At 55.2% G+C, this 25931-nt stretch carries 18 protein-coding genes and 1 tRNA gene; 10 read left to right on the forward strand and 9 right to left on the reverse strand.

Translation table 11 applies throughout. The features are described from left to right. The first annotated feature begins 18 nt into the window (after nt 1–18). Nucleotides 19–687 (forward strand): Bax inhibitor-1 family protein, encoded by a 669-nt coding sequence (locus AB6729_RS12950; RefSeq protein ID WP_371082038.1) that lies wholly within the window; start codon nt 19–21, stop codon nt 685–687. 129 nt (nt 688–816) lie between these two features. After that, nucleotides 817–3330 (forward strand): phosphocholine-specific phospholipase C, encoded by a 2514-nt coding sequence (locus tag AB6729_RS12955; protein ID WP_371082039.1) that lies wholly within the window; start codon nt 817–819, stop codon nt 3328–3330. 382 nt (nt 3331–3712) lie between these two features. Here AB6729_RS12955 and AB6729_RS12960 read toward each other — a convergent pair whose 3' ends face one another. Both AB6729_RS12960 and AB6729_RS12965 read right to left on the reverse strand, forming a co-directional pair. Next, a complete protein-coding gene (locus AB6729_RS12960) occupies nt 3713–7552 on the reverse strand; it encodes a carboxypeptidase regulatory-like domain-containing protein (RefSeq protein WP_371082040.1) in 3840 nt (1279 codons plus the stop codon). Nucleotides 7553–7921: 369 nt separating this feature from the next. Then, nucleotides 7922–9088, reverse strand: a complete 1167-nt coding sequence (locus tag AB6729_RS12965; protein WP_371082041.1) for a substrate-binding domain-containing protein — start codon at nt 9086–9088, stop codon at nt 7922–7924. 249 nt (nt 9089–9337) lie between these two features. Between AB6729_RS12965 and uxuA the strand changes: the two genes are divergently transcribed. Further along, a complete protein-coding gene (gene uxuA / locus AB6729_RS12970; protein WP_371082042.1) occupies nt 9338–10540 on the forward strand; it encodes a mannonate dehydratase in 1203 nt (400 codons plus the stop codon). Between the two features lie 6 nt (nt 10541–10546). After that, nucleotides 10547–11293 (forward strand): SDR family NAD(P)-dependent oxidoreductase, encoded by a 747-nt coding sequence (locus tag AB6729_RS12975; protein ID WP_371082043.1) that lies wholly within the window; start codon nt 10547–10549, stop codon nt 11291–11293. Here the strand turns inward: AB6729_RS12975 and AB6729_RS12980 are convergent. Together AB6729_RS12980 and AB6729_RS12985 are read right to left on the reverse strand one after the other, a co-directional pair. Beyond that, nucleotides 11288–12190, reverse strand: a complete 903-nt coding sequence (locus tag AB6729_RS12980; protein WP_371082044.1) for an SMP-30/gluconolactonase/LRE family protein — start codon at nt 12188–12190, stop codon at nt 11288–11290. The two genes, AB6729_RS12975 and AB6729_RS12980, sit on opposite strands and share 6 nt — an antisense overlap. Next, nucleotides 12190–15399 (reverse strand): hypothetical protein, encoded by a 3210-nt coding sequence (locus AB6729_RS12985; protein ID WP_371082045.1) that lies wholly within the window; start codon nt 15397–15399, stop codon nt 12190–12192. The genes AB6729_RS12980 and AB6729_RS12985 overlap by 1 nt, the downstream gene beginning before the upstream one ends. A 513-nt stretch (nt 15400–15912) precedes the next feature. Here AB6729_RS12985 and AB6729_RS12990 point away from each other — a divergent pair. Together AB6729_RS12990 and AB6729_RS12995 are read left to right on the forward strand one after the other, a co-directional pair. After that, nucleotides 15913–17106 (forward strand): tetratricopeptide repeat protein, encoded by a 1194-nt coding sequence (locus AB6729_RS12990; protein WP_371082046.1) that lies wholly within the window; start codon nt 15913–15915, stop codon nt 17104–17106. Next, entirely contained in the window at nt 17103–18830 is a 1728-nt protein-coding gene (locus tag AB6729_RS12995; protein ID WP_371082047.1) for a chloride channel protein, read from the forward strand. Before AB6729_RS12990 ends, AB6729_RS12995 begins: the two co-directional genes overlap by 4 nt. 170 nt (nt 18831–19000) lie before the next feature. Here the strand turns inward: AB6729_RS12995 and arsB are convergent, their stop codons facing one another. Together arsB and AB6729_RS13005 are read right to left on the reverse strand one after the other, a co-directional pair. Then, on the reverse strand, nt 19001–20086 hold the full coding sequence (arsB, locus tag AB6729_RS13000) for an ACR3 family arsenite efflux transporter (protein WP_371082048.1): 1086 nt from the start codon (nt 20084–20086) through the stop codon (nt 19001–19003). Continuing rightward, complete coding sequence (locus AB6729_RS13005; RefSeq protein ID WP_371082049.1) at nt 20083–20493, reverse strand: ArsR/SmtB family transcription factor; 411 nt, start codon at nt 20491–20493, stop codon at nt 20083–20085. Before AB6729_RS13005 ends, arsB begins: the two co-directional genes overlap by 4 nt. 75 nt (nt 20494–20568) lie before the next feature. On the opposite strand from AB6729_RS13005, the gene arsM reads away from it, so the two are divergent. Further along, nucleotides 20569–21471 (forward strand): arsenite methyltransferase, encoded by a 903-nt coding sequence (gene arsM / locus AB6729_RS13010; RefSeq protein ID WP_371082050.1) that lies wholly within the window; start codon nt 20569–20571, stop codon nt 21469–21471. A 16-nt stretch (nt 21472–21487) separates the two neighbouring features. Beyond that, nucleotides 21488–21886 (forward strand): arsenate reductase ArsC, encoded by a 399-nt coding sequence (locus AB6729_RS13015; protein WP_371082051.1) that lies wholly within the window; start codon nt 21488–21490, stop codon nt 21884–21886. 79 nt (nt 21887–21965) lie between these two features. Here the strand turns inward: AB6729_RS13015 and AB6729_RS13020 are convergent. The 3 genes from AB6729_RS13020 to AB6729_RS13030 form a co-directional block, all read right to left on the reverse strand. Continuing rightward, nucleotides 21966–22058, reverse strand: a tRNA-Ser gene (locus AB6729_RS13020). Nucleotides 22059–22207: 149 nt separating this feature from the next. After that, on the reverse strand, nt 22208–22552 hold the full coding sequence (locus AB6729_RS13025; protein WP_371082052.1) for an ArsR/SmtB family transcription factor: 345 nt from the start codon (nt 22550–22552) through the stop codon (nt 22208–22210). Further along, nucleotides 22545–23006, reverse strand: a complete 462-nt coding sequence (locus AB6729_RS13030; protein WP_371082053.1) for an SRPBCC family protein — start codon at nt 23004–23006, stop codon at nt 22545–22547. Before AB6729_RS13030 ends, AB6729_RS13025 begins: the two co-directional genes overlap by 8 nt. A 106-nt stretch (nt 23007–23112) precedes the next feature. Here AB6729_RS13030 and AB6729_RS13035 point away from each other — a divergent pair, with 106 nt between their 5' ends. Both AB6729_RS13035 and AB6729_RS13040 read left to right on the forward strand, forming a co-directional pair. Then, a complete protein-coding gene (locus tag AB6729_RS13035; protein WP_371082054.1) occupies nt 23113–24066 on the forward strand; it encodes an SDR family oxidoreductase in 954 nt (317 codons plus the stop codon). Between the two features lie 153 nt (nt 24067–24219). After that, complete coding sequence (locus AB6729_RS13040) at nt 24220–25632, forward strand: nucleotide sugar dehydrogenase (RefSeq protein WP_371082055.1); 1413 nt, start codon at nt 24220–24222, stop codon at nt 25630–25632. The last annotated feature ends 299 nt before the right edge of the window (nt 25633–25931 follow it).

Consider the following 25931-nt stretch of genomic DNA (forward strand, 5'->3'; position numbering starts at 1 on the left):
CCGGAGAGAGTTCATACGATGTACGTGAATCGCACCAACGGTTATCCCACCGTAATCGACGTTCCGCGCGAAGGTACTGCACCGCTGCTGGCGAAGGTGCTGGGTATCACTGCGCTTGGATTTTTCATTACTGCCATTGGCGTGGCGACTGCGCCCTCATGGAGCATGCTGCCTGGTCTCATCGCGGTGCTTGCTCTGGTTTTCGCCATCAACGGCGTGAAGCGACAGAGCCCCGTATTGGCTTTGGGACTGTTTCTTGCGCTGGCGTTCTTTATGGGCTGGGAGATTGCGCCCATCATCCACGCCTACGTACGCATGATTGGAACTTACGTTGTTTTCCAGGCGGCCATGACCACGGGCCTGGGTATGACAGCGCTGGCGTGTGTTTCCTATCTATTCAGCATTGATTACCGCAGGCTCAGCGGCATTGCCGGTGCAGGGCTGCTGGTGCTGATCCTGGTCGGCGTGGCCAGCATGTTCTTCCATTTCCTGTCGCCGACGACTTACTCGTGGATGGCGCTGGCCATCTTTACAGCGCTGACCGTGGCCGATTTTGCACGCATCCGTGCCGGTGGCGATGGGATGACTGCGACGCAGCTTGCTGTGGGTATTTATCTGGATGCCATTAACATCTTCCTGATCCTGTTGCAGCTTTTCGGCAGCGGTGGACGCGATCGTCGTAATTAAGGAAACAGCGGTTATGAGAGGGCCGGAGTATTTTGCTCCGGCCTTTTCTATTGGCTTTTGCGTCACGGGGTAAGATGACGTTGCTAAAGTTCACGACAATGAAATTGCCGCTTTGATTTAATACTTCTCATGTCTACATCGCGCCGTGATTTTCTGAAATTTGCCGCCATGCTTTCCGGGGCCACCGGTATCTCTGGTTTTGTTCCTGACTCTATTCAGCGCGCTTTTGCCATTGAACCGGCGCCTGGCAGCACCTTCGCTGATGCGGAACACATCGTCATTCTGATGCAGGAAAATCGTTCCTTCGACCATGCATTGGGCAGCCTGCAGGGCGTGCGTGGATTCAACGATCCTCGCGCGATCCGCCAGCCGGATGGCAACTCTGTTTTCGTACAGACATCGAAGGCTACGGGGAAATCGTTTGCGCCGTGGCGGTTGGATCTGCGCGATACGCGCATCACGTGGATGGGATCCATTCCGCATTCACGCAACTCGCAAGTGGATGCATGGAACGACGGCCATTATGACAATTGGCTCGATGCGAAGAAGTCCGGCAACAAGGATTATCAGCATATGCCCATCACCATGGGACATTACACGCGTGAGGACCTGCCGTTCTATTACGCATTGGCTGATGCGTTCACGGTGTGCGATCAGAGCTACTGCGCTGTGATGAGTTCCACCACGCCAAATCGCTCCATGTTCTGGACGGGCACCATCCGCGATAAGAAGTCCGCGGATTCGCGTGTATACATGCGCAACGATGAACTCTTTCGCGATCCATTGGGATGGAAGACCTATCCGGAACGGCTGACTGAGGCGGGCATCTCATGGCGCTTCTACCAGAACGATCTTTCCATGACGAGTGGTCTCACTGCGGAAGAGCGTTCCTGGCTTTCCAACTATGGATGCAACGTGTTGGAGTGCTTTGCCGCATATAACGTGCATGCATACCGCTATGCGCCAGAACTGCTGAAGGCGCAGTTAGAGGCAGCACAAAAGCAGGTATCACGTTTGGAGGAGCAGCTTTCAGAATTGTCTAACCCTGAGATGGGTGACGAGCTGCATGTGCAACTTGACCTGGCGCAGGAACATGTTGCCCATCTGCAGAAGGCGGTAGCCAGTGCGGGCGATGCGCGCTATAAGCAGCTTTCCGCAAAAGAACGCTCCCTGCATGATGCTGCATTTGTAACCAATAGCAAAGATCCGAACTATCGTTCACTGGAGCCGCTTCGCTTCAACAGTGATGGCCACGAAGAAACCATCAATGTTCCCAAGGGCGATATTCTGCACCAGTTCCGTACCGATGTAGAAGCAGGGAAGTTACCCACTGTATCTTGGCTGGCAGGGCCGGAACATTTCTCTGATCATCCTTCATCGCCGTGGTACGGCGCGTGGTGGGTGTCTGAGATCATGGACATCCTTACCAGGAATCCTGAGGTGTGGAAGAAGACTATCTTCATCCTCACGTACGACGAAAACGATGGTTACTTCGATCATTCGCCGTCTTACGTCGCACCTGATCCGAAACGGCCAGAGACAGGTGCAGCATCGGCAGGGATTGATGTTGCGCTGGAATACACCTATAGGGCTGATGAGATAGCGCAGGGTGTTCCCAGCCATGAAGCGCGCAGCGGCCCCATCGGTATGGGCTTCCGCATTCCGACGATCATTGCTTCGCCATGGACCCGTGGCGGTTGGGTGAACTCGCAACTTTGCGATCACACGTCAACGTTGCAGTTCCTGGAGAAATTCATTCAGACTAAGTTTGGCAAGAATGTGCGCGAAGACAACATCAGCGACTGGCGTCGTGCGGTTGCGGGTGATCTCACTTCCTGCTTCCGGCCTCATCGGGAAGATGACGCAGCATTGAATTTTTTGCAGCGCGACCAATTTATTGAATTGATTGTCAACGCGCGCAATAAGGGACTTCCTACGGGATTCAAGGAACTGTCAGCAGAAGAGATTAGCGCCATCAACGCACGTCCAAGCAAAGCCGCTGCAACATCGCATCAGGAGTCTGGAATACGGCCATCCTGCGCGCTTCCGTACGAGCTCTATTCGCATGGTGTCTTGTCTGCCGATGGCAAACACTTCGAACTGCAATTGACTGCGGCAAGAGAGGTTTTTCAAGACCGCGCAGCCGGTGCTCCCTTCAATGTGTATCTTCGCAATCTCATCGCGAAGCCGGGTATGCGCGCGGCAACGTATACCGTGAAGGCAGGCGATACGTTGAAGCCGTCCTTTGCGCTCGATGATTTTCGCGATGGCCAGTATGAAATTGAAGTGCTGGCAGCAAATGGATTCTATCGTCGCTTTACGGGTAATCCGCACTCTGCAACACCTCAGGTCACGGCGAAGCTGCAGACGCGCAATGGAAATCCAACAGGTGCGCTGGAACTGCACCTCCACAACGCGGGTTCAACTCCACAGCAATTCACAATTAAGGACAATAGCTACGGAGCAGCTCCCATACAGAAGTCAGTTGTGGCGGGCGCAACGCAGGTAGTTACCATCCCACTTACAAACAGTTATCAGTGGTATGACTTGACCATTCAACGTGTGGGCGATAGCTCCTTTGCACAGTTCGCAGGACGTGTGGAAACGGGCGCACCAACCAAGACCGATCCTCTTATGGCTTGATCATGGAGCGAGATCTGAAAGGCGCAGCATCCTCAGGATGTTGCGCCTTTCGTTTTGTTCTCCAGACATCCCTAAGCTCCGCCAGGAATGACGAGGATACCGGTCTGTGTAGGGTCCTTGACGGGTAGATAGACATCCACGGAAGGTAGGTCTGCATCCGTCGATCCTTTTGATAGCGGAACCGTCTCGGACCAGAGTGGAATCGTTGTAGGCGGAAGACGGTGCTTCCACTTCGGCAACAGCAAAACAAGCGGCGTACGTTTCCCACATCGCAACCTCCAACATTCTCTTCACGCTCCGTCATCTCCCTAAAATGCTTTGGCCAGCGATCCGCTTTTCTGCGGGATCGCTGGCCAGAAACATATCTTCGTTTGTTTCGTTGTTAGAAGGTGAACTCGCCACCTACCAGGATGACGCGTGACATGCCTGCGGTTTGGGATTGATTGAACTGTCCAAAGTTTGCCGCTGCAGTATGCGTCAGAGTACCCGCGACGTTAGACGCCACTGTTGAGCTCAACAGTGAGCGATTCACGCCGAAATACACGGGATGGTTGAACGCGTTGATAAAGGTGCTGTTGATCCGCAGGTTATAGCGCGCACCAAGTCGGAACCCTTTGCTGAAGCGCATATCGAACAGTGCTTCGCGCGGAGAACGTGCACCGGCGAGTGTACGTGGTGCGTTGCCAAGCGCAGGTGCATTTAATGAGCCGGGAGCCTGGCAGCTTGTTGCGATGCCTGCTCCGTTCACTGTGCAACCAAAGGCGGCGGGGTTGAGGTAAGGAACAAAGCCCGAATTGAGAGCGTTCTTCTTCCAGTTCTTGTTGAGCAGCGGAACGCCGGGGATGATGTTAGGGCGAAGGTTGTATCCGGTAGGCAATGCAGTTGCAGTGCAGAACTTGTTAGCGCCGCTTGGATTGCATCCGTTGGTTCCTCCTGGTGTCACAGATACGAAGTTACCTACGGTACCGAGAGCAATGGCGTTAGGCAGACCATCCGCATAGGTTGCAATTCCAGCAGTGGAGATATTCCCAATGATGTTGTTGAGGAAACGGTTATGCAGGTCAAGGCTTTGTCCTGTGCCAATCGGCAGATCGTAGGTATAGCCAATCTTGAGTCGGCTTGCCTGATCGAAGCTGGCCACAGACCATTCAGCAGAAGGGTTATACGGATTCTGTGGAAGAACATAGCCGAAGCCACCGCCATTAGCGCCGGTGTTAGTGTCGGGGATGTTATCCAGCGTCTTCGACCATGTGTAGTTGGCAAGTACAGAAAGTCCGTGACCCAGGCGCTGGTTCACTGACAGGTATAGGCCGTTGTACTCCATCGTTCCGCCGCGCGGAAAGAGTTCATTGATCGATTGGCTGAAGAAGTTCTGATACGGGTTGAGTAACTGTAGTCCAGTTTCGGAAACCAATGCGCCGTTCTGAGTAATACCCCACGGGTTGGGGGCAGAAGCGCCCAGGTTCTGATGTGTCTGGATTGCATTGGTGATCGTCCCCAGAGAAGGAACATTCAGCGCGTTGGAATAACCACCACCACCGAATGCACCCGCTAGATGCGTGCCTTTAGAGCCGTTATAGGTTGCCTGCAGAACGGTACGCGTGAAGGGTTGATACTGCAGCGTGAGCGACCACATCTGTGTATAGGGAACCTTATTTGTTTGGTTGACGTAAACAGGTGTCAAACCCGTTGTGTACAGAATGGGTCCACGGTTTCCATTGAGCGCCGTATACGCGGAGGTAAGAGGGCCAACAGGATTTGTAATGTAGTTCACGGTCGAGTTCGCTATCGTGCCACCAGTCTGGCCGCCCACTGCCTGCGAGGCAACATTGAAGTTGGGATCGGGAACGTTCTCATAGCCAGTCAGTGGGAGGCGCTGCAACGTATAGGCGGCGCGAACCGTGGTCTTTGGCGTGGGTGCATAAGCGAAGCCAATACGTGGTTCGAAGCCTGCATAGTTCGTGGGCCACAGCGTCTTGGGATTACCGCACGCACCGGAAAAGCAGAGCGCTGTCGAGGTCGTAAGGTTATTCAAAGTGCCTGGCATATTGAGCCGGACGTAGGCCTGGTTGTTGAACTTCTCCATCCTTGGTGTTTCGATTTCATAGCGAAGGCCCGCGTTGATGGTGAGGTTCGGCAGTATGCGCCAGTCATCCTGAAAGTAACCCGCGTAGTAACGCCAGCGATAGTAGCCGGGGATTTCAACGGGTGTGTTTGAAAAAGAAGAAATCGTGCCCAGGATAAAAGTGGCAAGTGGCGCGCCACCGGTGGAACCATTGTTTGTCTGTCCGGCTGCGAAAGAATAACGACCGCCGGTAGCACCACCAAGATCGTACTGATTGGACTGGAGCCAGCGAACCTCTCCACCCATCTGGAACTGATGGAGCCCATGTACCCAGGTGATGTCGTCACCTGCAATGAAGTTCTGATCAACTTGAATTGCAGCGTTGGAAAGACCCATCTGCATGGTGTAACCAACACCATTTGCATTCAGGTTACCGAGGCTCGGAAAACCGTAACCGAAAGAGGCTGGTGTAAGTCCATAAGATCCGGCATAGTCTTTGCTGCGTGTGCTGGGAGGCGCGAGCCTCTGCTGATTGACGCGCATGAAGGAGTAGTGAAAGCTGTTGATCAGATTGCTGGTAAGTGTGTGTGTATAGCCGATCGCAACATCGTGCGTAGAGGCAGCATCAGTCGGCACGATCGTCAGTGGATTACTTGCATCGACGGCAAAGAAGCGTTGAGCGCCGACCGGGATTACTGTATAGCGGACAAAAAACTGGTCGTTGTTGAAGTGCTGATCGATTCGGATGGAGTAGCGATTGTCCGTGTTGATTACGCCGCGCTTGTAAGTCGCATTGGTGCCGTCATTCTGAGAAGTGGCTTGGGGGTTATCAAACTTAATATAGGGGCCAGGATTGGACGGCGTCGGAAACTGTGACAGTACAAACTTGGCAAAAGAATTCTGTGCCAGTTGCGCGGATACATCGTTGTTCGGAATGGCCCTTATCTGAGACGCGTCATAGGGGCCATTGGGGAAACCATTCGCGTTGATGGTGGATTGGTAATTGATGGCGCCAATGCGCGGGGCTGCAAGCGCTGCCGCATAACCAGAACTCTTTAGGACGCTTTGGTTAAGCAGCGTGAGCGAATTGTTGAGGTGGCCCGCCAGTTCATCGGGTGTAGGGAAGATGCCGCGGAACCCGAAAGAGTTCTTCATGCGGGCAGGTTCAACGCCGACATAGAAGAAGGTCTTGTTCTTGAACGGATAGATTTTGGGAATGTATACAGGGCCGCCGACGTAGAAGCCATAGTAATTCTGGTGTAGCGCGCTTGGAGCTGTATTACCGTCAGGGAAGGCGTTGAAGTAGGGATCAGTATGGTTATAGGTGATTGCGCCATGATACTGGTTTGTGCCTGCCGCACTGCTCTGAACAATGACTCCACCGCCTGTTCTGCCATATTTGGCGGAAAGCCCGGTGGTAATCACGGTTGTCTCCTGCACCATGCGACCAGAGAGATTGACACCCGTGCGTGCAAGGCTGGGCTGTGTTACATCGGAACCATCCACCACGATGGAACTGGTGCCCGGAGGCGCTCCGCCCACAACAATGCCAGCGCCTGGAGTGACATAACTTGTATAAGCGCCGGGATTTTCGGTCGAGATGCCGCCCGGTTGAAGGGGATCGCCAACGACACCGGGCACCAGCAGTGCAGCTTCGAGTGAGCTGCGTTCTGGGTAGGGAAGATTCTCAACAATGGCGTGATCCACGGTAGTAGTTACATTCGATTCCGATTTGCTGAGCAGGTCGGAATCCGATGTTACCGTGACGACGTCGGTCGTTGTGCCAATGGCCAGCTTAATATCAAGCGGCGTGGTTCCAACGGCTGATACATTGACGGACTGTTCCGATACACGCTGGAAACCGTCTTTCTCAACGGTGACGGTATATATTCCCGGATTTAATGACTGAATTCGAAACAGACCGTTGCCGTTCGTGGTCGTTGTCTGTTTCACGCCAGTTGACTGGCTGACAACATCCACTTTTGCCCCTGGGATGAGAGCCCCCAGGTTGTCGGTTACTGAACCACCGATGGCACCCTGTCCAGTCTGGGCAGACGCACTGACCGCGAATGCCAACAGCGCAATGGCTGTGCTGTGACGGGGTAAGGGAAAAGATAGCGCTACATTTGCTGCAGAGCCGATGCGTAACCTTCTCATAAAATCTCGTTCTTCTCTCTTATCGTGTCGACTCATTTGAATCAGGCCTCCCGGGAAATTCACGTATGACGACGAACGCGCATACACGTACATTTCTGCGTTGTCGGAATCGAGCAGCTTTGTAGTTCTTCGCAGAAAAGCATGTCAACGATGTCGCTTCGCTAAAGCAGACTCTCGGTTCCGTATCGCATTGTGAAATGACCGCCCGTCGTTGCATGGGCCAAGAAAAGGCTTATGGAGACGGTATTTTCAATGCCAGTATGACTATTCGCGGAAAGGTCGCTCGCTATATGTAGGTGCAAAGATGTCTCGACATGCGTTGCACAATGCGAGATGAGTCAGGTGCTGTAGTTAGGAGCTACACCGCACTTAGATCGACTCGGGAGACGATTTCATCCATGTATCGTTGGGATAAATTTTGTCGACACTCTGCGGCGTAAGTAGTTCATGTTGCACAAAAACGGCAGGGGCCACGGGTTTGTGTTTGAGCACATCCAGCGCCAGCCGGATAAGTCTTTCCCCATAGGTTTCCGGAAAGTACGCGACCGAACAGATGAGACGGCTTGAACGTCTCCGCATCTCCTCGCGCGCGGCGAGACTTCCATCTTGCCCCGCAATGGCGCAGCAGCGTTCGATCCCGGCCTCTCGAAAGGCCTGTAACGCTGCCAGCGCAGCAGAATCATTCACCGCACCGATAAGAGCACGCTCTGGCGCACGGCGGCGAATGTGGCGGCGAACAACGTCGAGGGTAGCTTCGAATTGACCACCCTTAGTGTCGTAATGATGTGTTGGAATGCGATGCGCAGTGGGGCTCACTTCGTGTATACCGTCGAGCACGCCAGAGAGTCGCGCATTCAGCAGAGGGCCCGCGGCATCGACGCCGAGAAGAATGATTTGCTCTGGACCGCTCTTCCAGTTTTTTGCGGCCCATCGCGCCAGATGACGGCCTGCCATGCGGCCCGCCTTATAGTTGTCTGCTCCAAAGTAAATAGCGCCGGGATGCGGAATGTCGATGGCGATAAATGGAATGCGAGCGGCGGCAAATTTCACTGCAATCTGGGCTGCGATACCGACATTGATCTGCGAGTCAATGACGAGGTCGACCTTTTCCGACACGAAAGTATCCGCATTCTGCAATGCGGTACGAGGGCTAAGAGCGTTGTTCAGCACCAGCAGATCAATGTTTGCATTGTTGGCTGCGACAACCAGGCCATCACTTACTGCTCCGGTAAAGGGCAGCAGGCTGGTCTGAGAGCCATAACCAATGCGGTATCGCTTGTTGCGTGCAAACTGCACACAGCAGCGGTAACCCTGCTTCCCGGCTCTTTCCAGAAGATGTGTTTCCACCAGCGTTTCCAGCAATCGGAAGGTTGTTGCTTTATGCAGCCCAACCCGCGAGGCCACTACGCGCAGATCCAGCACCTCCGATGTGGATTGAAACGCGTTGAGGATAGAAACGGCCCGTACGACAGCCTGAATCGTGTATCCGCGCTTTGGTTTGGCTTCACTTCGTACAGACTTCGTCGACGATTTCATGAGGGACCTCCGCGGCAGATGAACATTTCGGTGGCGAGAAGCATGTTTCACAATGTAAAACGATTCTCTCGCAATCGAACTTCTATTTTCTGTGACACGTTATGCGCCGTAGCATCTTGAGGCTGGTGGAGGGACTTCCTTCGACCTGTTGAAACTCAGCACTCGAAACTTATCGCAAAGCAAGTGTAGTAGGCAAAGTATGCGCTGGCCGGTTGTGGAACGGAAGCCGCTCTGTCAGAAAGGGCGAGGATGGTACTGGAGCAGACATGGCGTTGGTTCGGTCCAGGGGATCGTGTCACATTGCGAGACGCACGCGAAGCCGGAGCGACGGGCATTGTGAACGCTCTGCACGAAATCCCGACAGGCGAAATGTGGCCGATCCAAACAATTCAGAAGCGGCAGGAGGTCATTCGATCGGCTGGCCTGGAGTGGACCGTTGTCGAAAGTCTGGGAGTGACAGAACGCATCAAAATGCGCGCACCCGGCTGGCAACAGGACGTGGAGAACTTCATCCAATCCATTCGCCATCTTGCGGATTGCGGTATCCGGACCATTGCTTACAACTGGATGCCGTTGTTCAGTTGGACAAGAACACATCTGCATGAGCCTGCGCCGGGCGGAGGCTACACAACGCGGTTCGATACGCTGGCATTTGCCGCTTTTGATATGTACATGCTGAAGCGCCTCAACGCCGAAGCAGAGTGGGGCGAGGATCAGAGCCGGGAGGCTCTCCGCTATTTCAAGGCTCTTTCCCCCGCACAGATAGATTCACTGCGCTCAACAATTCTCGATGGCTTACCGGGGGGACATACAAAGCTGACTCTCAAAGAGACTGCTGAAATGCTGCGTAGTTATGAAGGGATTAGTGCCGATGCGCTTCGTTCCTCGTTGGGAGAGTTCTTGCGAACCGTTGCTCCGGTAGCGGAAGAATGCGGCGTGCGGTTGTGCATCCATCCAGATGATCCGCCTCGGCCGTTGCTGGGTCTTCCCAGAATCGTAAGCACCACCGATGACCTGCGCTGGATTCTTGAGCAATATGTGGGAGACGCAAACTCGCTGACGTTCTGCACAGGTGCACTTGGTGTGCGAGCCGACAACAAGTTGCGAGAGATGGTCGCGGAGTTCGCACCGCGCATCGGGTTTCTCCATCTGCGGTCTACGGAGAGAGAACAGCGAACCGATTCGGAGGTCGAATCATTTTTCGAAGCGGCACACCTTGAAGGTGACGCCGATCTGATCAGCATCATCCTCGAAGTGGTTCGAGAAAAGCACCGGAGAAGCGCACGCGGAGACAATCGTAGCCTGCCGTACCGTGCGGATCATGGGCAGGAACTGTTGAATGATCGAGAGCGTGGAGCAGCTCCAGGATATCCCGCAGTGGGACGTTTGCGTGGTTTGGCAGAGCTGCGCGGGGCCTTCATGATGGCAGAACGATGGATGACGGAAGGCTGAGAAGAGATGGATTTACTGAATAGAAACGCACTGATCTTCGGTGGAGCTTCGGGCATCGGGTGGGCCACGGCCAAGGCCCTGATGGATCTCGGAGCGCAGGTTGTCATTGCAGATGTGAGCACACCATCGGAAAACAGTGCAGCACTGTATATCCCATGCGATGTGTGCGATGAAACACAGGTGAGTGAGGCTGTGCGGCGTGCAACGGAAACAAAGCCGCTTGACTGGTTGGTGTACAGCACAGGTATTCAGCACTACGGATCGGTCGTCAGTACAGCGGTGGACGAGTATGACCTGGTGCAGGCGATCAATGCACGCGGGGCTTTTTTGGCGTGCCATTCGGCAATTCCTGTCATGCGCAACGGTGGCGCAATTGTTCTGGTTTCCTCTGTACAGGCGCTGGCATGCCAGGAAGGTGTCGCGGCCTACGCTGCCAGCAAAGGCACTTTGGAAGCCCTTACTCGTGCGATGGCCGTTGATCATGCGAAGGACAACATCCGAGTCAATGCAGTATTGCCAGGGACAGTCGACACACCAATGGTTCGCTCCTCAGCAGAACGCTTTAGCGGAGCCGATGGGTTGGAACAGACGTTGCAGCAGTGGGGAGAGGATCATCCTCTGGGGCGCGTAGCCCGTGCGGATGAGATTGCAAATCTGATTACGTTTCTGCTGAGCGAGAAGGCTTCGTTTATTACCGGAGCGTCTTATCGCGCAGACGGTGGGTTGCTGGCGCAGCTTGCCGTGCGTCTATAGAGCAAATGGCGTGACGGGCAAACCTCGCACGCCGCTTTCAAACGCGAAGAGGGACTCTGCAGGTTTGCCTTGTGACATCGCATTACCCGCTGTGGTGAAAATCAGTGTTTCCTTGTCGCCTGAAGTAAAAGTGCATGTGGTGGGATTGGTGGCTGGTGTATCGATGATCCGCGCAACAGTTCCATCAGGAGCTATGCGGACAATGCATGATCCGCCATAGCGACAGTTCCACAGATATCCTTCAGCATCTATCGTGGAACCATCAGGAAGTCCACGTTCGAAACCGCGAAAGAAGATTTCGCGGCCTTCAAGGATGCTGTGTATAGGGTCGAAGTGGCCACGGTAGATCGTATTCGCAAGCGTATCGGCGAAGTACATCGTCTCGCCATTCGGTGACCATGCGAGTGTATTGCTGATGCCAAAGCCGGAGTGCCACTGCTTTACTTCGCCACTGGCTGCGAGCGAATAAAGCGCGCCCGACCATTCCGTAATATCCAGGGTTGTGCCGTCGCTTCGCACATTGTTCTGCATGGTGCCGAACCAAAGCACACCGGCAGGATCGACACGTGCATCGTTGCAACGGAGAGCGGGCCATTCAGGCAGGCGGAAAAGAGTGTCTGTCTCTCGATGCGTACGAGTATTCCAAAGAACGATCCTGCCACCGAGAATGAGAACGAGAAGCTCAGTGCGGTTGGTGAGAACGACAGCAGTGACCGGCTGATCGAAACGCCAGGTTTCTACATTGCCGTTTTCGATCTCCAGTCGATGGAGTAAACCGCGATTGATATCGGTCCAGAAAACAGCGTTCTGTTGTGGATGCCACACGCAACCTTCGCCACAGAGGTCTCCGGTAGCGGCGAGGCAGCGTATGCCTGTATTGGGAATTGGATCAATCATCAAAATCGAAACAGGCCCCATTGGCCGGGGTTGAGATTCGCCTCGCTGGGAATATCAGCAGTCATGGCATCCACCTTATTGTGCCAATAGACACGAGCCTGTGCGCGCGTGCCATCGCTGAGGACAAAGCCTACATCGCCGCGATACTGCTTGCCAGAAGACGCCTCAAGCCCAAGAACAGACAATGGCACGGAGACCTGGTAGAAGCCGCCGTCAGCAGTAACCGTAACGCGATCACTGACATCCTCCACATCATCGAAGACAACTTCACTTACAGGTGAAGCAAAGCTAACGCGATGACCCGGTGCACTTGCCTTCTGATGATAAAGAACTGCCAGCAGCTTGTCGTTGCGACGCGTCACGAAGAGGCGCGCATCACCGATTGTGGCATGACGATCATCACTGGCGCCGGAAGCACGCACCATCAGATCGAGTCCACCACCCTGCGTAAAGGCGAATGGAAACTCTGTTGCGGAGTTGCGCAGCAGATCAGGGTAGCTGGTGCGATACGCAACGATCAGGTTTTTGCTATCGGTGCCAAGTTGGAAGGACGCATTTTTGTCGATCGTTGCCCAATCTTTCGCAGGCCAGCTTTCAGCAGAGGCTTTCATCGATGCGCCAACATGGTGAACCTCTACTTCAGCCTTCAGTTTTTCGTGCCGGACAGATTCTTCACGCAAGGGCGCAGCGTCAACAATCTCCTTCTGACTCACTGTGAGATAACCAAGATCCACGCGTTGGATAGATGCAAGTCCATCAAGACGAACAATGGATGTATGCCACTTCCCAACAGCGAGGTAAACGTTGCCATCGTCCTCGCCAAACATGAAGGGCCAGAAGTGTTCGGCGTCGAAGCTGAGACCAGTCACTTCCATGTTGCGAGTCTGCTTGGGATAAGGCCAGAAGGGTGAACTGCGTGTATCGCCGCCGAGCGTGGCTACAAGAAAGCCATCCACGGTGTAGATGTATATCTCACCCATGTAGGAGTAGCGTGCCACCAGATATCCTGCCTGCCCTGCAGCGGGGCGAACGGGATAGCCCAACATACGTTTGGGATCTTGAATATCGCCAGCACCTGCAGGTGGAAGAGACGAGGGACGTGTTGGTATGCGCCAGCGCGACTGACCATCTTTATAGCCGCTCATATCCGCGACAAACCAACCATCAGGACTCAGTGCCACATCACCGTTCGCAGGCGTCTTCGAGAGGAGCGCAAGCTTCGAAAGATTAAACGAGGGTACACCCGCTGCATCGACCGATGCCGTTGGCAAATGATAAGGGCCGCCGCTGATGATGGAGAGGTCCGGCTGAAAGACAACACCAGCGCCACCGTGCGCAGAGGGTCGGAAGAATTCGACTTCATCGGCTTGCACAGCATGATCGTCGTTGCGATCAGCCCACACGAAGAACGTCTGGCTGGGATCACCTGATGGCATCCTGTTTCGGATAGCTGGTTGATCGAGTGTGGCCCAATGATGCGGATTGCCAACTGGTCCCACCCAACCTGCACTGGCAATGGGACGGCAGACACCGTTTTCAAGAATCCAGAGTGTAGTGACGGTGGTCTGGTTATACCAGTAGGTGTTGTACGAATCGGTGAAGTACTGATGGCCCTTGTAATAGAAGTTTTGCGCGGGAGTAATGCCACCGTGTGAACCCACGGGAATCATGTCGTTGGGAAAGAAGATAGGTTTGGGCTGATAGCCGCTGTAACTAATGCTGTCGTTCAGTGGATCAGGAAAGCGATAGCGCACAGCTGTAAGTCGTTCGTTGCCAGTGGCAGGATCAATACGAAATTCAAGCAGGCCCATGCTGCCCGGATTGCCGATCGAGGGATAGTAGGCGCGATAGAGATCATGCGGATCAGCAAAACCTCCGCCGCCATATTGCGTTGGCCCATACCATGCGTTGAGAAAGCGCCCTGTCCTGGCATCCCAACGGCTGATGCGCTTCGGAAGATAATCTTCTTCTGCAACCCACAGCACGCCGTTGGAGTCAATCGTCATACCCAGAGGATGCGCCATGCGCTGCTCATCATAAGGGCCAATCTGAGGGCCGCCGGGGCGTCCAATAACGCGCGCCAGTTTGCCCGTAGCAGCGGAGAACACTTTCACCTGATGGCTGCGTCCCCAGTCGGTTACATAGATTTCATGATCTTTCTCAATGATCTGCTTCGGTGATTCGAGCAGCGATGCAGGAATCACTTTCTGTGGATCCGTCAGGCGAAGCGTATGCCAATCGTTCTGCACTGCGAATCGTGTGATGCCACCATCGGTGCCCACCAGCAGATGACCATCCGGCTCAAACGCCAACGACCCCAATCGTGGCATGGCTATCTTCGCAAATGATGGTTGTGCGCCATGCCTCACATCGAACGCGACAATTTCATTGGCTGCAGGATTGGCAAGCAGCAGAAGGCCATTCTGCACGCCAAGCCCTACAAGCTGGCGGAATGCATCGTGCATCTGTATTCCGCCAACAATTTTCTCCAGCGGAGTCAGACCGGTCTTTGTCAGTATGAATACCTGCAAGCCACCCGGGTCTGTCTTGCCAAAATCCCGGCTTGGATTAACGACATACACCGTGTAGGCAATGTGATCTGGATTTCTCTCACGTCCGTCGTCACGCGCAAGAGCAATGCCACCGTTCCATCCGCGTATCTTGATGCCATCCAGTTTGCGTCCATCAAGATCGGTCCACATCAGCGCGTGCCCGGCTTCTGCAGCTTGCGCACCTAACAAAATCTGCGGCGATGTTGAGTGTGTGGGCCACACACTTCCTTCCGGCAGAAACAGCGCGGATGCCGGTGCGGTATGGTCTGCGAGCCACGCGCCCGTGCCATCCGCCTTCGGCCAGGGCGGCGTCCCCGGCGAGTAAATGGAGTACTGTAGATGCGGCACAATCCGCTGATGCAGCAAACCTCGCACATGGTAGCGTCCCGGATGAGCCACGCCATCCAGTGAACTTCCGTCCCATGCAATATCGTTATGCCCCGTATGTACGGGAATGTCCGGAGCAAGGTTCTTGATGCGATTGCCCTTATCATCTTCCAGAACAATCGTTAACAAACCATCCTGCTTCGACTCATAGGGAATCGCGATTCCACCATGCTGCGCGCTTGCATCCGCTGGCGTCTGACACGAAACATGCCCGCACAACACCAGAGCAAAACTTCCTAGACTGACAAGCGCTGCAATGGGACGGTACATACATCTCCTGAAGGGTGGAACTTGCTTTCATGCAGTGTGACGAACGATCACGCCTCATTCATCCGCCGCCACATCAAAGTTCGTGCTCCTCACCAAACAGGCACTATAGGAGGACGGCCTCACAATAGGCGAGCCGCGAAACACCCATCGCCTGTACGTTTCATTTTGAATGAGCGCTGCGATCCAACTTTTCTTGTGTGAAATTGCGCAATTTCTCTGTCAACATTAGCCAAACGATGCCTCTTCCATTGAAGAACTCTCAGGCGACTTGATACAACGCATTGCAGCATGTATTTCACAATGCGATACACGGAAGCCAGGCCCGATCCCAACCAGGAGTCTGGATTCAGAAGATGGTTTGCCAGAGCTACCGCGGGGTAATGGCACTTGTCGCCGGTTATCTAATAAAGACAGCTGCTTCTTAGGCTTGAGGTTCATAGCCTGTCGTGTCTGCACGTTTTGACATGGTGTGCCGGAACAACCGCGGCTGCGTGCGCGCTACCATTAGGTTTAATGGATGCACGTAGTCGCGATGCCGCAGTGGCTCCTTTACCGTCGCAGGTGCAGACTGCACGACGACGCCTGATGCTGCGAGATGGCCTTAAGTTCTTAACGTTGACTCTGGTCGCACTGCTCATGAGCGGCGTGACGACGCTGCTGTTTCGGAGCTTTGAAGCGCATCGAGAAGAGCTTGCGGTGCGATGGGCCGAGCGCGGGCAGCAGGCGCTGGCAGCGGGAAAACCGGATCAGGCCGTGACGGCTCTACGTACTTCGCTGGGGTTTCGTTCGGATGTTCGCGAGAATCAGCTTGCCCTGGCGCATGCTCTGGCTGCGAGCGGACGTGTGGATGAGGCGGAAAATTATTTTGTGAACTTGTGGCAGATGCAGCCGGGTGACGGCGGCATCAACCTGGAGTTGGCTCGGCTGGCGCGGCAGCAGGGAAAGTCATTTAACGCAATTGAGTATTATCGGGCTGCTATTTTCGGCACCTGGAGTGGGGATGGCCCTGCTCGGCGACGGGATATTCGGCTGGAGCTGTCGAGCTACCTGGTGGAGCTGGGACAAAGCAAAGCGGCGCGTGCGGAGCTGTTGATTGCGGCGGGGAATAATCCCGATGCATCTTCGCAGCTTCGGATCGGTGAAGCGCTGGAGGCGGCAGGTGCTCCGAAAGAGGCCGCGACTGCCTATCGCAATGCGAGTGAGGATAAGGTGTTTGCGGCGACTGCGCAGGCGAAGCTGGGCGAGCTTTGCTATGCGCAGGGTGACTATCAATGTTCTGCGGAGGAGTTGACGCAGGCCTTGCGTAAACCATCCTGGACGGCGGAGCAGAAGCTGCGCATGAGCACTATGCAGCAGAATGCGGAACGGCTGCAGGCGTTGATGCTTTCGCATGATGTTGCTTCGCCGCTGCGCGCAGAGCATCTGTTGGAGGCGGCGCAGATTGCGGTGACGCGGGTGAATGGATGTCTTGAGCGACATGCAGGGCAAGCTGACATGCTGCAGTTGCAAGTGCAGTGGAAGGCTTTGGATACAGCGAAGAATCGTGCAGCGCTACGGCACGACGATGATGTGCAGGATCAGTATCGAACGGCGATCTTCAACACGGAACGGACCGCAGCCGCTATATGCGGAGCGCCTGCGGGCGATGATGCGTTGCTGCTCTACCTGGCGGACCATCCAGCGAAACAGTTCGGAGGGCAGCCATGAGCACACATGAAACGGCAGTGGTTTCGCAGGTGATGGAGGACGCGGCAGAACAGCAGGTGGAACATGCTCCGAAGCGTGAAGACCGACTGTTTCTTCTGTTGAGTATTTTCATCGGAGTGATTTCTGGTCTGCTGGTAGTTTCATTCCGCATGGCCATCGAATGGCTGACAGTGTTGCTGCAGGGATCGGCGCCGGCACCGCACCAGTTGCGGCTGTTGATTGTGCCCGCGGTGGTGGGTGTGGTGCTGGGGCTGATGACGCGTTATGTTTTTCCAGACGTGCGCGGTTCTGGTGTAAATCAGACGAAAGCTGCTCTCTATATTCACAACGGCTACATCTCTACGAAGACGATGATCGGTAAATTTCTGCTGGCCGCGTTGTCGATTGGATCGGGACAATCGCTGGGGCCGGAGGACCCTTCGCTGCACCTGGGAGCGGGTGTGGCTTCGCGCATCGGGCGCTATGTGGGGTTGTCGCGCGAACGGATGCGATTGTTTGGACCGGTGGGTGCGGCAGCAGGTCTGGCTGCAGCGTTCAACGCGCCCATTACTGCTGTGCTGTTTGTGATTGAAGAAGTGATCGGGCAGTGGACCGCGGCGATTCTTGGGTCCATCGTATTGTCGGCTGTGTCCGCGGTGGTGGTGGCGCGATGGTTCTGGGGATCGCAGGCGATGTTCCGCGTTCCCAATGTGAATCTGCGCGATCCGCGCGAGTTGATGGCATATGCCGTGTTGGGTGTGATCGGCGGATTTGCATCACTTGCTCTGACACGTGCGCTTGCTTATATGCGCCCTCGTTTACGTAATCTGCCTGCGAATCGGCAGATTTTTGCACCTGCGCTTGCGGGGCTGTTGGTGGGCGCGATCGCGTACTTTGGTGTGCCGCAAGTGCTGGGTGTTGGGTACGGCACAATGGATGCCGCGATGCATGCGGAGTATACGGTTGGCTTTCTGCTGTTGTTGGCAGGGATAAAGCTGCTGACGACTACGTTCTCATTTTCATCCGGTGCGCCTGGTGGGTTGTTTGCGCCAGCATTGTTTATTGGCGCGATGCTGGGTTCCGCAGTGGGAACGTTTGAGCATCACTTCTTTCCGTCGCTGACAGGATCGGTGGGGTCATATGCGCTGGTGGGTATGGGGGTCTTTTTTGCGGCGTTCATCCGTGCGCCGTTGACCAGCGTGTTCATGATCATGGAGATGAGCGGCAACTACACGATTGTGTTGCCTGTCATTGTGTCGAACACGATTGCGTACATCATTTCGCGTTCGCTGCAGCCGGTGCCGATTCTGGAAGTGTTTACGCACCAGGATGGTTTGTATCTGCCGTCGCTGGAAGAGGAGCGTGAAGATTCGGAACTGCGTGTGGAGGATGCCCTGCGGCCTGCCGATGTGCTGGTTCTGAATGGCGGTGAGATGTTGCAGGAATTGGGCGAGGAGATTGCCGCTGCTTCTGTTGTGCTGATTCGTTGTAATGATGGATGGTACGCGGCGCGGCAGACAGAGATGCAGGCGTTATTGCAGCAGGCGCAGGACAATGGTGATAGAACGCTGGAACAGAGCGTCGCTGCGCGCAGGACTCCCATGTTGTTTCCGGATCAGCCGCTGGCGCATGCGTTGCCTTACTTCAAGAACTGGCCTCTGCTGCCTGTTTCCAATCGTGCGATGCGTGGCGTGCTCGAAGGTGTGTTGACGTTGCAGGACGTGCTGGATCGTTATCAGCAATGAGGAATGATTGCTGGCAACGCAGACAAGGAAAGATTGACTGGCGGAGAGAGTGAGGGATTCTCACGATACGTTTCGCATGTCGTTTCGTATCGGCCTGTATCAAGCTTAGACACTTTAGAAGTGTCATAGGCATCCGAGTCTTGCGATGAAGCGTCGTATCTGGTCACTGTCTACGTGGGAAGATTCCAGCTCATGCGGTCACGCAGTCGATGAGCCACGTGGACAAGTCCGATGAGCGCTGGGACTTCGATCAATGGCCCCACGACTCCAACAAATGCTTCTCCAGAGTTCAGGCCAAACACCGCCACGGCCACCGCTATCGCAAGTTCGAAGTTGTTCCCGGCTGCGGTGAAGGAAAGGGTGGCTGACTGTGAGTAGTTAGCGCCCAGTCGCCATCCCATCAGAAAACTGATCAGGAACATGATGATGAAGTAGATCATCAGCGGAATCGCGATCCTCACAACGTCTAAGGGCAGACGGATAATCAGGTCTCCTTTGAGTGAGAACATGACCAGGATTGTGAAGAGTAGCGCCAAAAGCGAGAGTGGATTGATTCGTGGCAGAAAGCGAGTGGCATACCATTCTTCCCCTTTGGTTCTGAGCAGTAGCCATCGCGTCGCGAAACCGGCTAGGAACGGCACTCCCAGGTATAGGCCAACACTCTTTGCAATCTGGTTGATACCGATATGCACCACGCTGCTTTGAAGGCCAAACCACGTTGGAGCGACAGCCAGAAACACCCACGCATAGAAGCTGTAGAAGAGCATCTGGAAGATGCTGTTTATTGCGACCAGGCCTGCAACGTAATCGGTATCCCCTCCGGCAAGCTCGTTCCATACCAATACCATTGCGATGCAGCGAGCAATACCAATCAGGATAAGTCCACGCATGTAGGCTGGTTCGCTTCGCAAGAACAGCAACGCGAGCGCAAACATCAGTACGGGGCCGATCACCCAGTTCTGAAGTAGCGATAAACCTAAAATGCGACGATTGCGGAAGACTTCGCCGAGCTTCTCATAGCGCACTTTCGCTAGCGGCGGGAACATCATCACAATGAGGCCGATAGCGATGGGGATGTTGGTGGTCCCGGTCTGGAAGCTATTCACAAAAGCAGCGGAACCGGGAATGAAGTGCCCAATGCCTACTCCCACTGCCATCGCCAGAAAAATCCAAAGTGTCAGGTAACGGTCAAGGAAAGATAAGCGTTTCCGCTGCGCTGGAGCACAGTTGCGCCCTTGTGTCGCAATTGCAGTCATTCGCAAACCTCGCAGCAGGCATCGGAAACAGTGGCTGGTAGCGGTGCACCTTTAAGGGCGTACTTGGCAGGAGAGCAGCATGCTCTACTCAGCCGAGATCGATCGCCCTGCATCGACTTATCGTCTTTCAGCGAGTCGAGAGTCTGTCGAAGAATCTGGGCGGCTCCTGCATGCACAGGCATCTCGATGCGATAGTGCATCCATTTGCCCTCACGCCGCGCCGAGACGATGCCAGCGCTCCGCAGGTACGCAAGATGTCGGGATATCTTCGGCTGAGGAGCATCCAGAATCTCGACGAAGTAGCAAACGCAGACCTCCTGATCTCCCATCAGGTTGAGGAGCCGGAGGCGGGTGATGTCGCCAAGAGCCTGGAAGAAACGCGGCAGGTCAAACTGTTTACGAGCCATGTTTTATATATATGCCTTGACGAATGTATTTGCAAGACATATATTCGCCTAAGCATGTATGTTTGAGGGTGGAAGATGATAGATGTTCTCGAATCGGTTCGATCGAAGTATGGTGCGGTTGCGGAGAGCACACTCTCGACCAGGGATGAAGGCGTCAAGTCAGTTGCCGAAGCCTTTGGCTATTCGGTGGAAGAACTCACTTCAATACCAGCCGAAGCAAATATGGGGCTGTCTTGCGGCAACCCGACTGCGGCTGCTCACTTGAGAACTGGTGAGGTTGTCGTCGATCTTGGTTCCGGCGGCGGCTTGGATGTGTTTCTTGCTGCGAAGAAAGTTGGCCCGGAGGGCCGTGCAATCGGTATTGATATGACTCCGGCGATGATTCATCGCGCCCGCGTCAACGCGGCATCGGGCGGATATACCAACGTCGAATTCCTTCAAGCCACGATTGACAATATCCCACTGCCGGATGGTTCGGTGGATTGTGTCATCTCTAATTGCGTACTGAATCTTGCCCCGGACAAGCCCGCAGTCTTTCGGGAAATTGCCCGTATTTTGAAGCCGGGCGGTCGTCTCGCCATCAGCGATATCGCCCTCAAGGGTGAGTTGCCCCAGGCAATTGCGCGAAGCATGGCCGCGTATGTTGGTTGCATCGGAGGAGCGATCCAGATCGAAGACTACCGTGCGGGTCTGCTGGCTGCTGGCTTCGGTCACGTAGAAATTGTGGATAGCGACGCAGATCTCAACGCCTACGCCAAAGTTGAAAACCAATCTGGCTGTTGCTCACCTGCGATGGAGGAAGGATGCTGCTGCTCGCCTGCGGCTCCGGAACCGAACTTGCACGCGGAGTTGGCTGAGCTACTCAGCAACTATGATGTCAACGCCGCGGCATCAAGCGTCAAAATCTACGCTATTAAGCCCCAAATACCCACGATAGAGGCGAGCGTACCGTGCTGCCCACCGGGATGCTGCCCGTAGCAGCGAGGGAGACAAGATGTTCAAAGTAATCTTCGCCTGTGTTCATAACGCTGGACGATCGCAGATGGCAGCCGCATTTTTCAACCGCCTTGCGAACCCGCAAAGGGCCCATGCACTCTCCGCGGGGACAGAGCCTGGTGCGAGTGTTCATCCCGGCGTGCAAACCGCCATGTTGGAAGTTGGTATTGATCTGAGCTCAGCCAGACCGCAAAAGCTAACCGAAGAACTCGCGAGGGACGCCCAACTTCTTGTCACGATGGGCTGTGGCGATAAGTGTCCGTATGTGCCTGGTCTGCGACGAGACGATTGGCCACTCCGTGACCCGAAGGGATTGCCACTCGTTGAGGTAAGAATGATCCGCGATGAAGTGAAGGCTCGAGTAGAGGCCTTAATCGTGTCAGAAGCGCTCTACTAACTGTTTAGTCCCTACTCCAGCGCAATTTCAGGCGGAATTTGCGATTTTATCGGGACAGAGAACACAAACTGAGACTGACTGGCGGAGAGTGGGGGATTCGAACCCCCGATAGAGCTTTTGACCCTATAACGGTTTAGCAAACCGCCGCCTTCAGCCACTCGGCCAACTCTCCGCGGAGCCTTGCGCGCTCAAAACGCGCATAAACAGCGCGGAACGGCGAGACAGGTTTGATTATAGCGTGCCTTCGCCAGAATCTGAACTTTTGCTTTTTTGCATGATTTCGTATCGGAAAAGCACACTTTTTTTGCTGTTTTGTCTTACTTATTTGCGTTCAGCGTGCGATTTGAGGCGCATCAGGGTGTCGTCCCAGTGTTGGGCGATGGCCTCCAGGTAATCGCGGGCGCTGTCCAGCGCGTTGGGGGTAAGACTATAGTGCCGCTCACGACCTTGCTCCCGGCAGCGCACCAGTCCGGCGCGTTCCAGCACGTGCAGGTGTTTGGTCACGGCCTGCCGGGTTACGCTGGTCGATTGCGTCAGCGACTGGATGGATTGTTCGCCCTCTTCGCCCAGTCGCGACAGCAGTGACAGCCGTGTGGCATCGCCCAATGCCGCAAAGATGGGGACACACTGCTGGCGTAGCCGCTCGGCTGCGGCTGGTTTACGCATTGGGCGAGCCGGTCAGGACATACCGCTGGACGCGCAGCACCTGCTGCTCCCATCCGCTGCTGTTCATCTTGAAGGCCAATTCCCGACGCCACTCCGGCACTTTGTCGAAGCCGCATTCTGTCACGCGCAGATGTGTGCCGCCATTGGCAGGTGTGAAGTGAAAGGTGACGGTTGTGGGTGTTTCGCTGGAGTAGTCGACCTCGGGATCCAGAGCATAGGGCAGCCAACGATAGGCAAAGCGCGTCTCCGGCTCAATGGTTTCCACCGTCAGTTTCAGGCGGATGTGGCTGTATTCCGGGCTTGTGATCATGCCTTCCATCACGGCGCCCTCGGCGAACTGTGATTCCAGCTTCACACCAAACCATGCGCTGAATTCGTCCGCGCTGGTTACAGCCTTCCATACCCGTGAAACGGGCGCTTCAATGAAAATTTCCTTGTCGATACAGTCCTGCATATACGCAACCTCCCGGTTGCAATAACTATGGCATCGCGGTTTGAATTGCGCAACCTCAAAGTTGCACATTAATTGCGCCATGCCCCTGCTGCGATACTGAATGGCAATGAGAACGGTTCTGGTGACAGGGGCGGCTGGGTTTATTGGTTCTCACCTGGTGGACGCGCTGGTGGAGCGCGGCGAGCGTGTGCGTGGACTGGACAACTTTGCGACCGGGCGTGCGGAAAACCTTGCCGGGGTGCGCGACCGCATTGAGTTCACGGAAGCCTCGCTGACGGATCGTGAAGCGTTGGCGAAAGCCGTCAGCGGTGTCGATGTGATCTTTCATCTTGCCGCGCTGCCCAGCGTGCCGCGCAGCGTGAAAGATCCACGCAGTTCGCATGTGGCGAATGTTGAAGGGACGTTTGAGGTGTTGGAGGCGGCGCGTGCGGCGGGTGTGAAACGCGTTGTGTATGCGGCGTCCAGCTCTGCGTACGGCAATCAGCCGGGATTTCCGCGTGTGGAGACGATGGTGCCCATGCCTATTGCGCCTTATCCGGTGCAGAAGCTGGCGGGCGAGTTCTACATGAAGAGTTACTGGCAGGTATACGGGCTGGAGACGGTCTGCCTGCGGTATTTCAACATCTTCGGACCGCGGCAGGTGCCGAATTCAGAGTATTCCGGCGTCATGGCGAAGTTCATCCTGCAACTGCAGCGGGGCGAACGGCCAACGATTTATGGCGATGGCGAACAAGGCCGCGACTTTACCTATGTTGCGAATGCAGTGCAGGCGAATCTGCTGGCCAGTGAAGCTCCGGCGGACAAGGTTGCCGGGCAGGTTTTCAATGTTGCCTGTGGCGAACGTCATACGCTGAATGAAACCTATCGCGTCATCGCAGGACTTCTGAAATCCAGGCTGGAGCCTGCTTATGGACCGGAACGCTGCGGCGATGTGAAGGATTCGCTGGCAAGTATCCAGGCGGCGCGCCAGGCCTTTGGATATGCGCCGTCGGTGGGCTTTGAAGAAGGTCTACAGCGCACCGTCGCATGGTATTGCGAACAGCACCATCACAGGTCTTAACCCTTTCGTTTCAATTTTCCTTAAATATTGGCGGCATTTGGCAGCCCGTGGCGCGGAACTTGCAGGGCGGCGGGGGTGTCCAATGGGGAAAGTATTTGGTGACGGTTTCGCCGGGCGCAGTTCGCCAGCGGAAACAGTGTACCCAGGAGCAGCATGGCGACAGGCAACATGGAAGATAGCGTACAGACACCCGCAACTGGCGGAAGCATTCCCGCAGTGACCACGCTGGCAGCATGGCGTGCGCGGGTTCAAAGCCGCCAGGCCCGCGTTGGCATCATTGGGTTGGGTTATGTGGGCTTGCCGCTCACGCTGCTGTTCTCCAGTGAAGGCTTTCGCGTGACCGGCTTCGACGTGGATGAGAAGAAGGTCGACACGCTGAATAGTGGTGCCAGCTACATCTGGCGAATTGAGCCGGAACACATTGCCGCGGCACAGGCGAAAGGATTTCGCGCGACGACAGACTTCCGGCACATTGCAGAGATGGATGCCGTGCTGATCTGCGTGCCCACACCGCTTACGGAGCATCACGCACCGGACTTGAGCTATGTGGAGACGACGGTCCATGCGATCGCGCCTTATGTGCGTGCCGGCCAGCTGATTGTGCTGGAGAGCACCACCTATCCCGGCACGACGGAAGAGATCGTGGTGCGCATTCTCACCGATGCAGGCGTAGAGCGCGGCGTGCATGTGCAGATTGCTCCGCCCGAAGAGATTGAGCAGATTGATGGCGTCCTGGTGGCGTTTTCGCCGGAACGCGAAGACCCCGGCAATATGATCACGCCGCGTCGCGAGATTCCGAAGGTGGTGGGTGGTATGGACGCGACGGCCACGGAGGCCGCCTGCGCCCTGTATGGCTCTATCTTTACGAAGACGGTTCCGGTGTCGTCGCCTGCCACGGCCGAGATGACCAAGCTGCTGGAAAATATCTACCGCAGCGTGAACATTGCGCTGGTAAACGAACTGAAGCAGCTCTGCATGAAGATGGGCGTGAACATCTGGGAAGTGATCGATGCGGCGGCCACCAAGCCTTTCGGTTTCCAGGCGTTCTATCCCGGCCCTGGCATTGGCGGTCACTGCATTCCGGTCGATCCGTTCTACCTGACGTGGAAGGCCAAGGAATACGGCTTCACCACACGCTTCATCCAGCTTGCGGGTGAGGTCAATGAGGACATGCCGGTGTTTGTGATGCGGCAGGTTGCGCGTGCGCTGAATGCTCGCGGCGTGGCCACCAAGGGTGCGAAGGTGCTGGTGCTAGGCGTGGCGTATAAGGCGGATGTGGATGATCTGCGCGAGTCGCCGTCGCTGGCCATCATCGAGCAATTGCAGGGGCTGGGATGCGACGTCAGCTACAACGATCCCTTCTTTCCCAAAGTGGGACACGGTCGGAAATACGCTCTGAACATGGAATCCACGCCATTGGAGCGGGTTAGCGAATTTGACTGCGTTTTGATTGCCACCGACCACTCGGCATATGAGATGGAAACGATTGTTGCGGAAGCGAAGCTGGTGGTAGATTCGAGAAACGCCACGCGTCATATTCAGTCACCAAAGATTGTTCGCTGCTAAGAATCAGCGGGCAAACAAGGTAGACCATCGGCCATAAGAGCTGTAGACGGGGCGGGTAGCTGCCCCGTTTCTGCTTTCAGTGGCTGTTGAAACTGAGAGTTCTCTCACAGGTATCCCTGGGTTGCGGCATATGCCGTGCAACGCGCACTGATGCGCGTTTGCGTATCACCAGGTTCCTGTTTGAGGGGATTTCGTACTTTGCCGTTGTGGAAAGATGCAACAGCCCACTTGAGATGTGTGCAGCGGTGGTCTGTCATGGGCTGCCTGCCGGTGGCTGCGCTCCTTTTTGCCTTTTCCGG

It is taken from the genome of Terriglobus sp. RCC_193 (assembly GCF_041355105.1).
In the GTDB taxonomy this organism is placed as follows: domain Bacteria; phylum Acidobacteriota; class Terriglobia; order Terriglobales; family Acidobacteriaceae; genus Terriglobus.

Bases quoted from the DNA above. Each gene is read 5' to 3' on its own strand.
- AB6729_RS12950 (WP_371082038.1), top strand. From the start codon at position 19: ATGTACGTGAATCGCACCAACGGTTATCCCACCGTAATCGACGTTCCG.
- AB6729_RS12955 (WP_371082039.1), top strand. From the start codon at position 817: ATGTCTACATCGCGCCGTGATTTTCTGAAATTTGCCGCCATGCTTTCC.
- AB6729_RS12960 (WP_371082040.1), bottom strand. From the start codon at position 7,552: ATGAGAAGGTTACGCATCGGCTCTGCAGCAAATGTAGCGCTATCTTTT.
- AB6729_RS12965 (WP_371082041.1), bottom strand. From the start codon at position 9,088: ATGAAATCGTCGACGAAGTCTGTACGAAGTGAAGCCAAACCAAAGCGC.
- uxuA (WP_371082042.1), top strand. From the start codon at position 9,338: ATGGTACTGGAGCAGACATGGCGTTGGTTCGGTCCAGGGGATCGTGTC.
- AB6729_RS12975 (WP_371082043.1), top strand. From the start codon at position 10,547: ATGGATTTACTGAATAGAAACGCACTGATCTTCGGTGGAGCTTCGGGC.
- AB6729_RS12980 (WP_371082044.1), bottom strand. From the start codon at position 12,190: ATGATTGATCCAATTCCCAATACAGGCATACGCTGCCTCGCCGCTACC.
- AB6729_RS12985 (WP_371082045.1), bottom strand. From the start codon at position 15,399: ATGTACCGTCCCATTGCAGCGCTTGTCAGTCTAGGAAGTTTTGCTCTG.
- AB6729_RS12990 (WP_371082046.1), top strand. From the start codon at position 15,913: ATGGATGCACGTAGTCGCGATGCCGCAGTGGCTCCTTTACCGTCGCAG.
- AB6729_RS12995 (WP_371082047.1), top strand. From the start codon at position 17,103: ATGAGCACACATGAAACGGCAGTGGTTTCGCAGGTGATGGAGGACGCG.
- arsB (WP_371082048.1), bottom strand. From the start codon at position 20,086: ATGACTGCAATTGCGACACAAGGGCGCAACTGTGCTCCAGCGCAGCGG.
- AB6729_RS13005 (WP_371082049.1), bottom strand. From the start codon at position 20,493: ATGGCTCGTAAACAGTTTGACCTGCCGCGTTTCTTCCAGGCTCTTGGC.
- arsM (WP_371082050.1), top strand. From the start codon at position 20,569: ATGATAGATGTTCTCGAATCGGTTCGATCGAAGTATGGTGCGGTTGCG.
- AB6729_RS13015 (WP_371082051.1), top strand. From the start codon at position 21,488: ATGTTCAAAGTAATCTTCGCCTGTGTTCATAACGCTGGACGATCGCAG.
- AB6729_RS13025 (WP_371082052.1), bottom strand. From the start codon at position 22,552: ATGCGTAAACCAGCCGCAGCCGAGCGGCTACGCCAGCAGTGTGTCCCC.
- AB6729_RS13030 (WP_371082053.1), bottom strand. From the start codon at position 23,006: ATGCAGGACTGTATCGACAAGGAAATTTTCATTGAAGCGCCCGTTTCA.
- AB6729_RS13035 (WP_371082054.1), top strand. From the start codon at position 23,113: ATGAGAACGGTTCTGGTGACAGGGGCGGCTGGGTTTATTGGTTCTCAC.
- AB6729_RS13040 (WP_371082055.1), top strand. From the start codon at position 24,220: ATGGCGACAGGCAACATGGAAGATAGCGTACAGACACCCGCAACTGGC.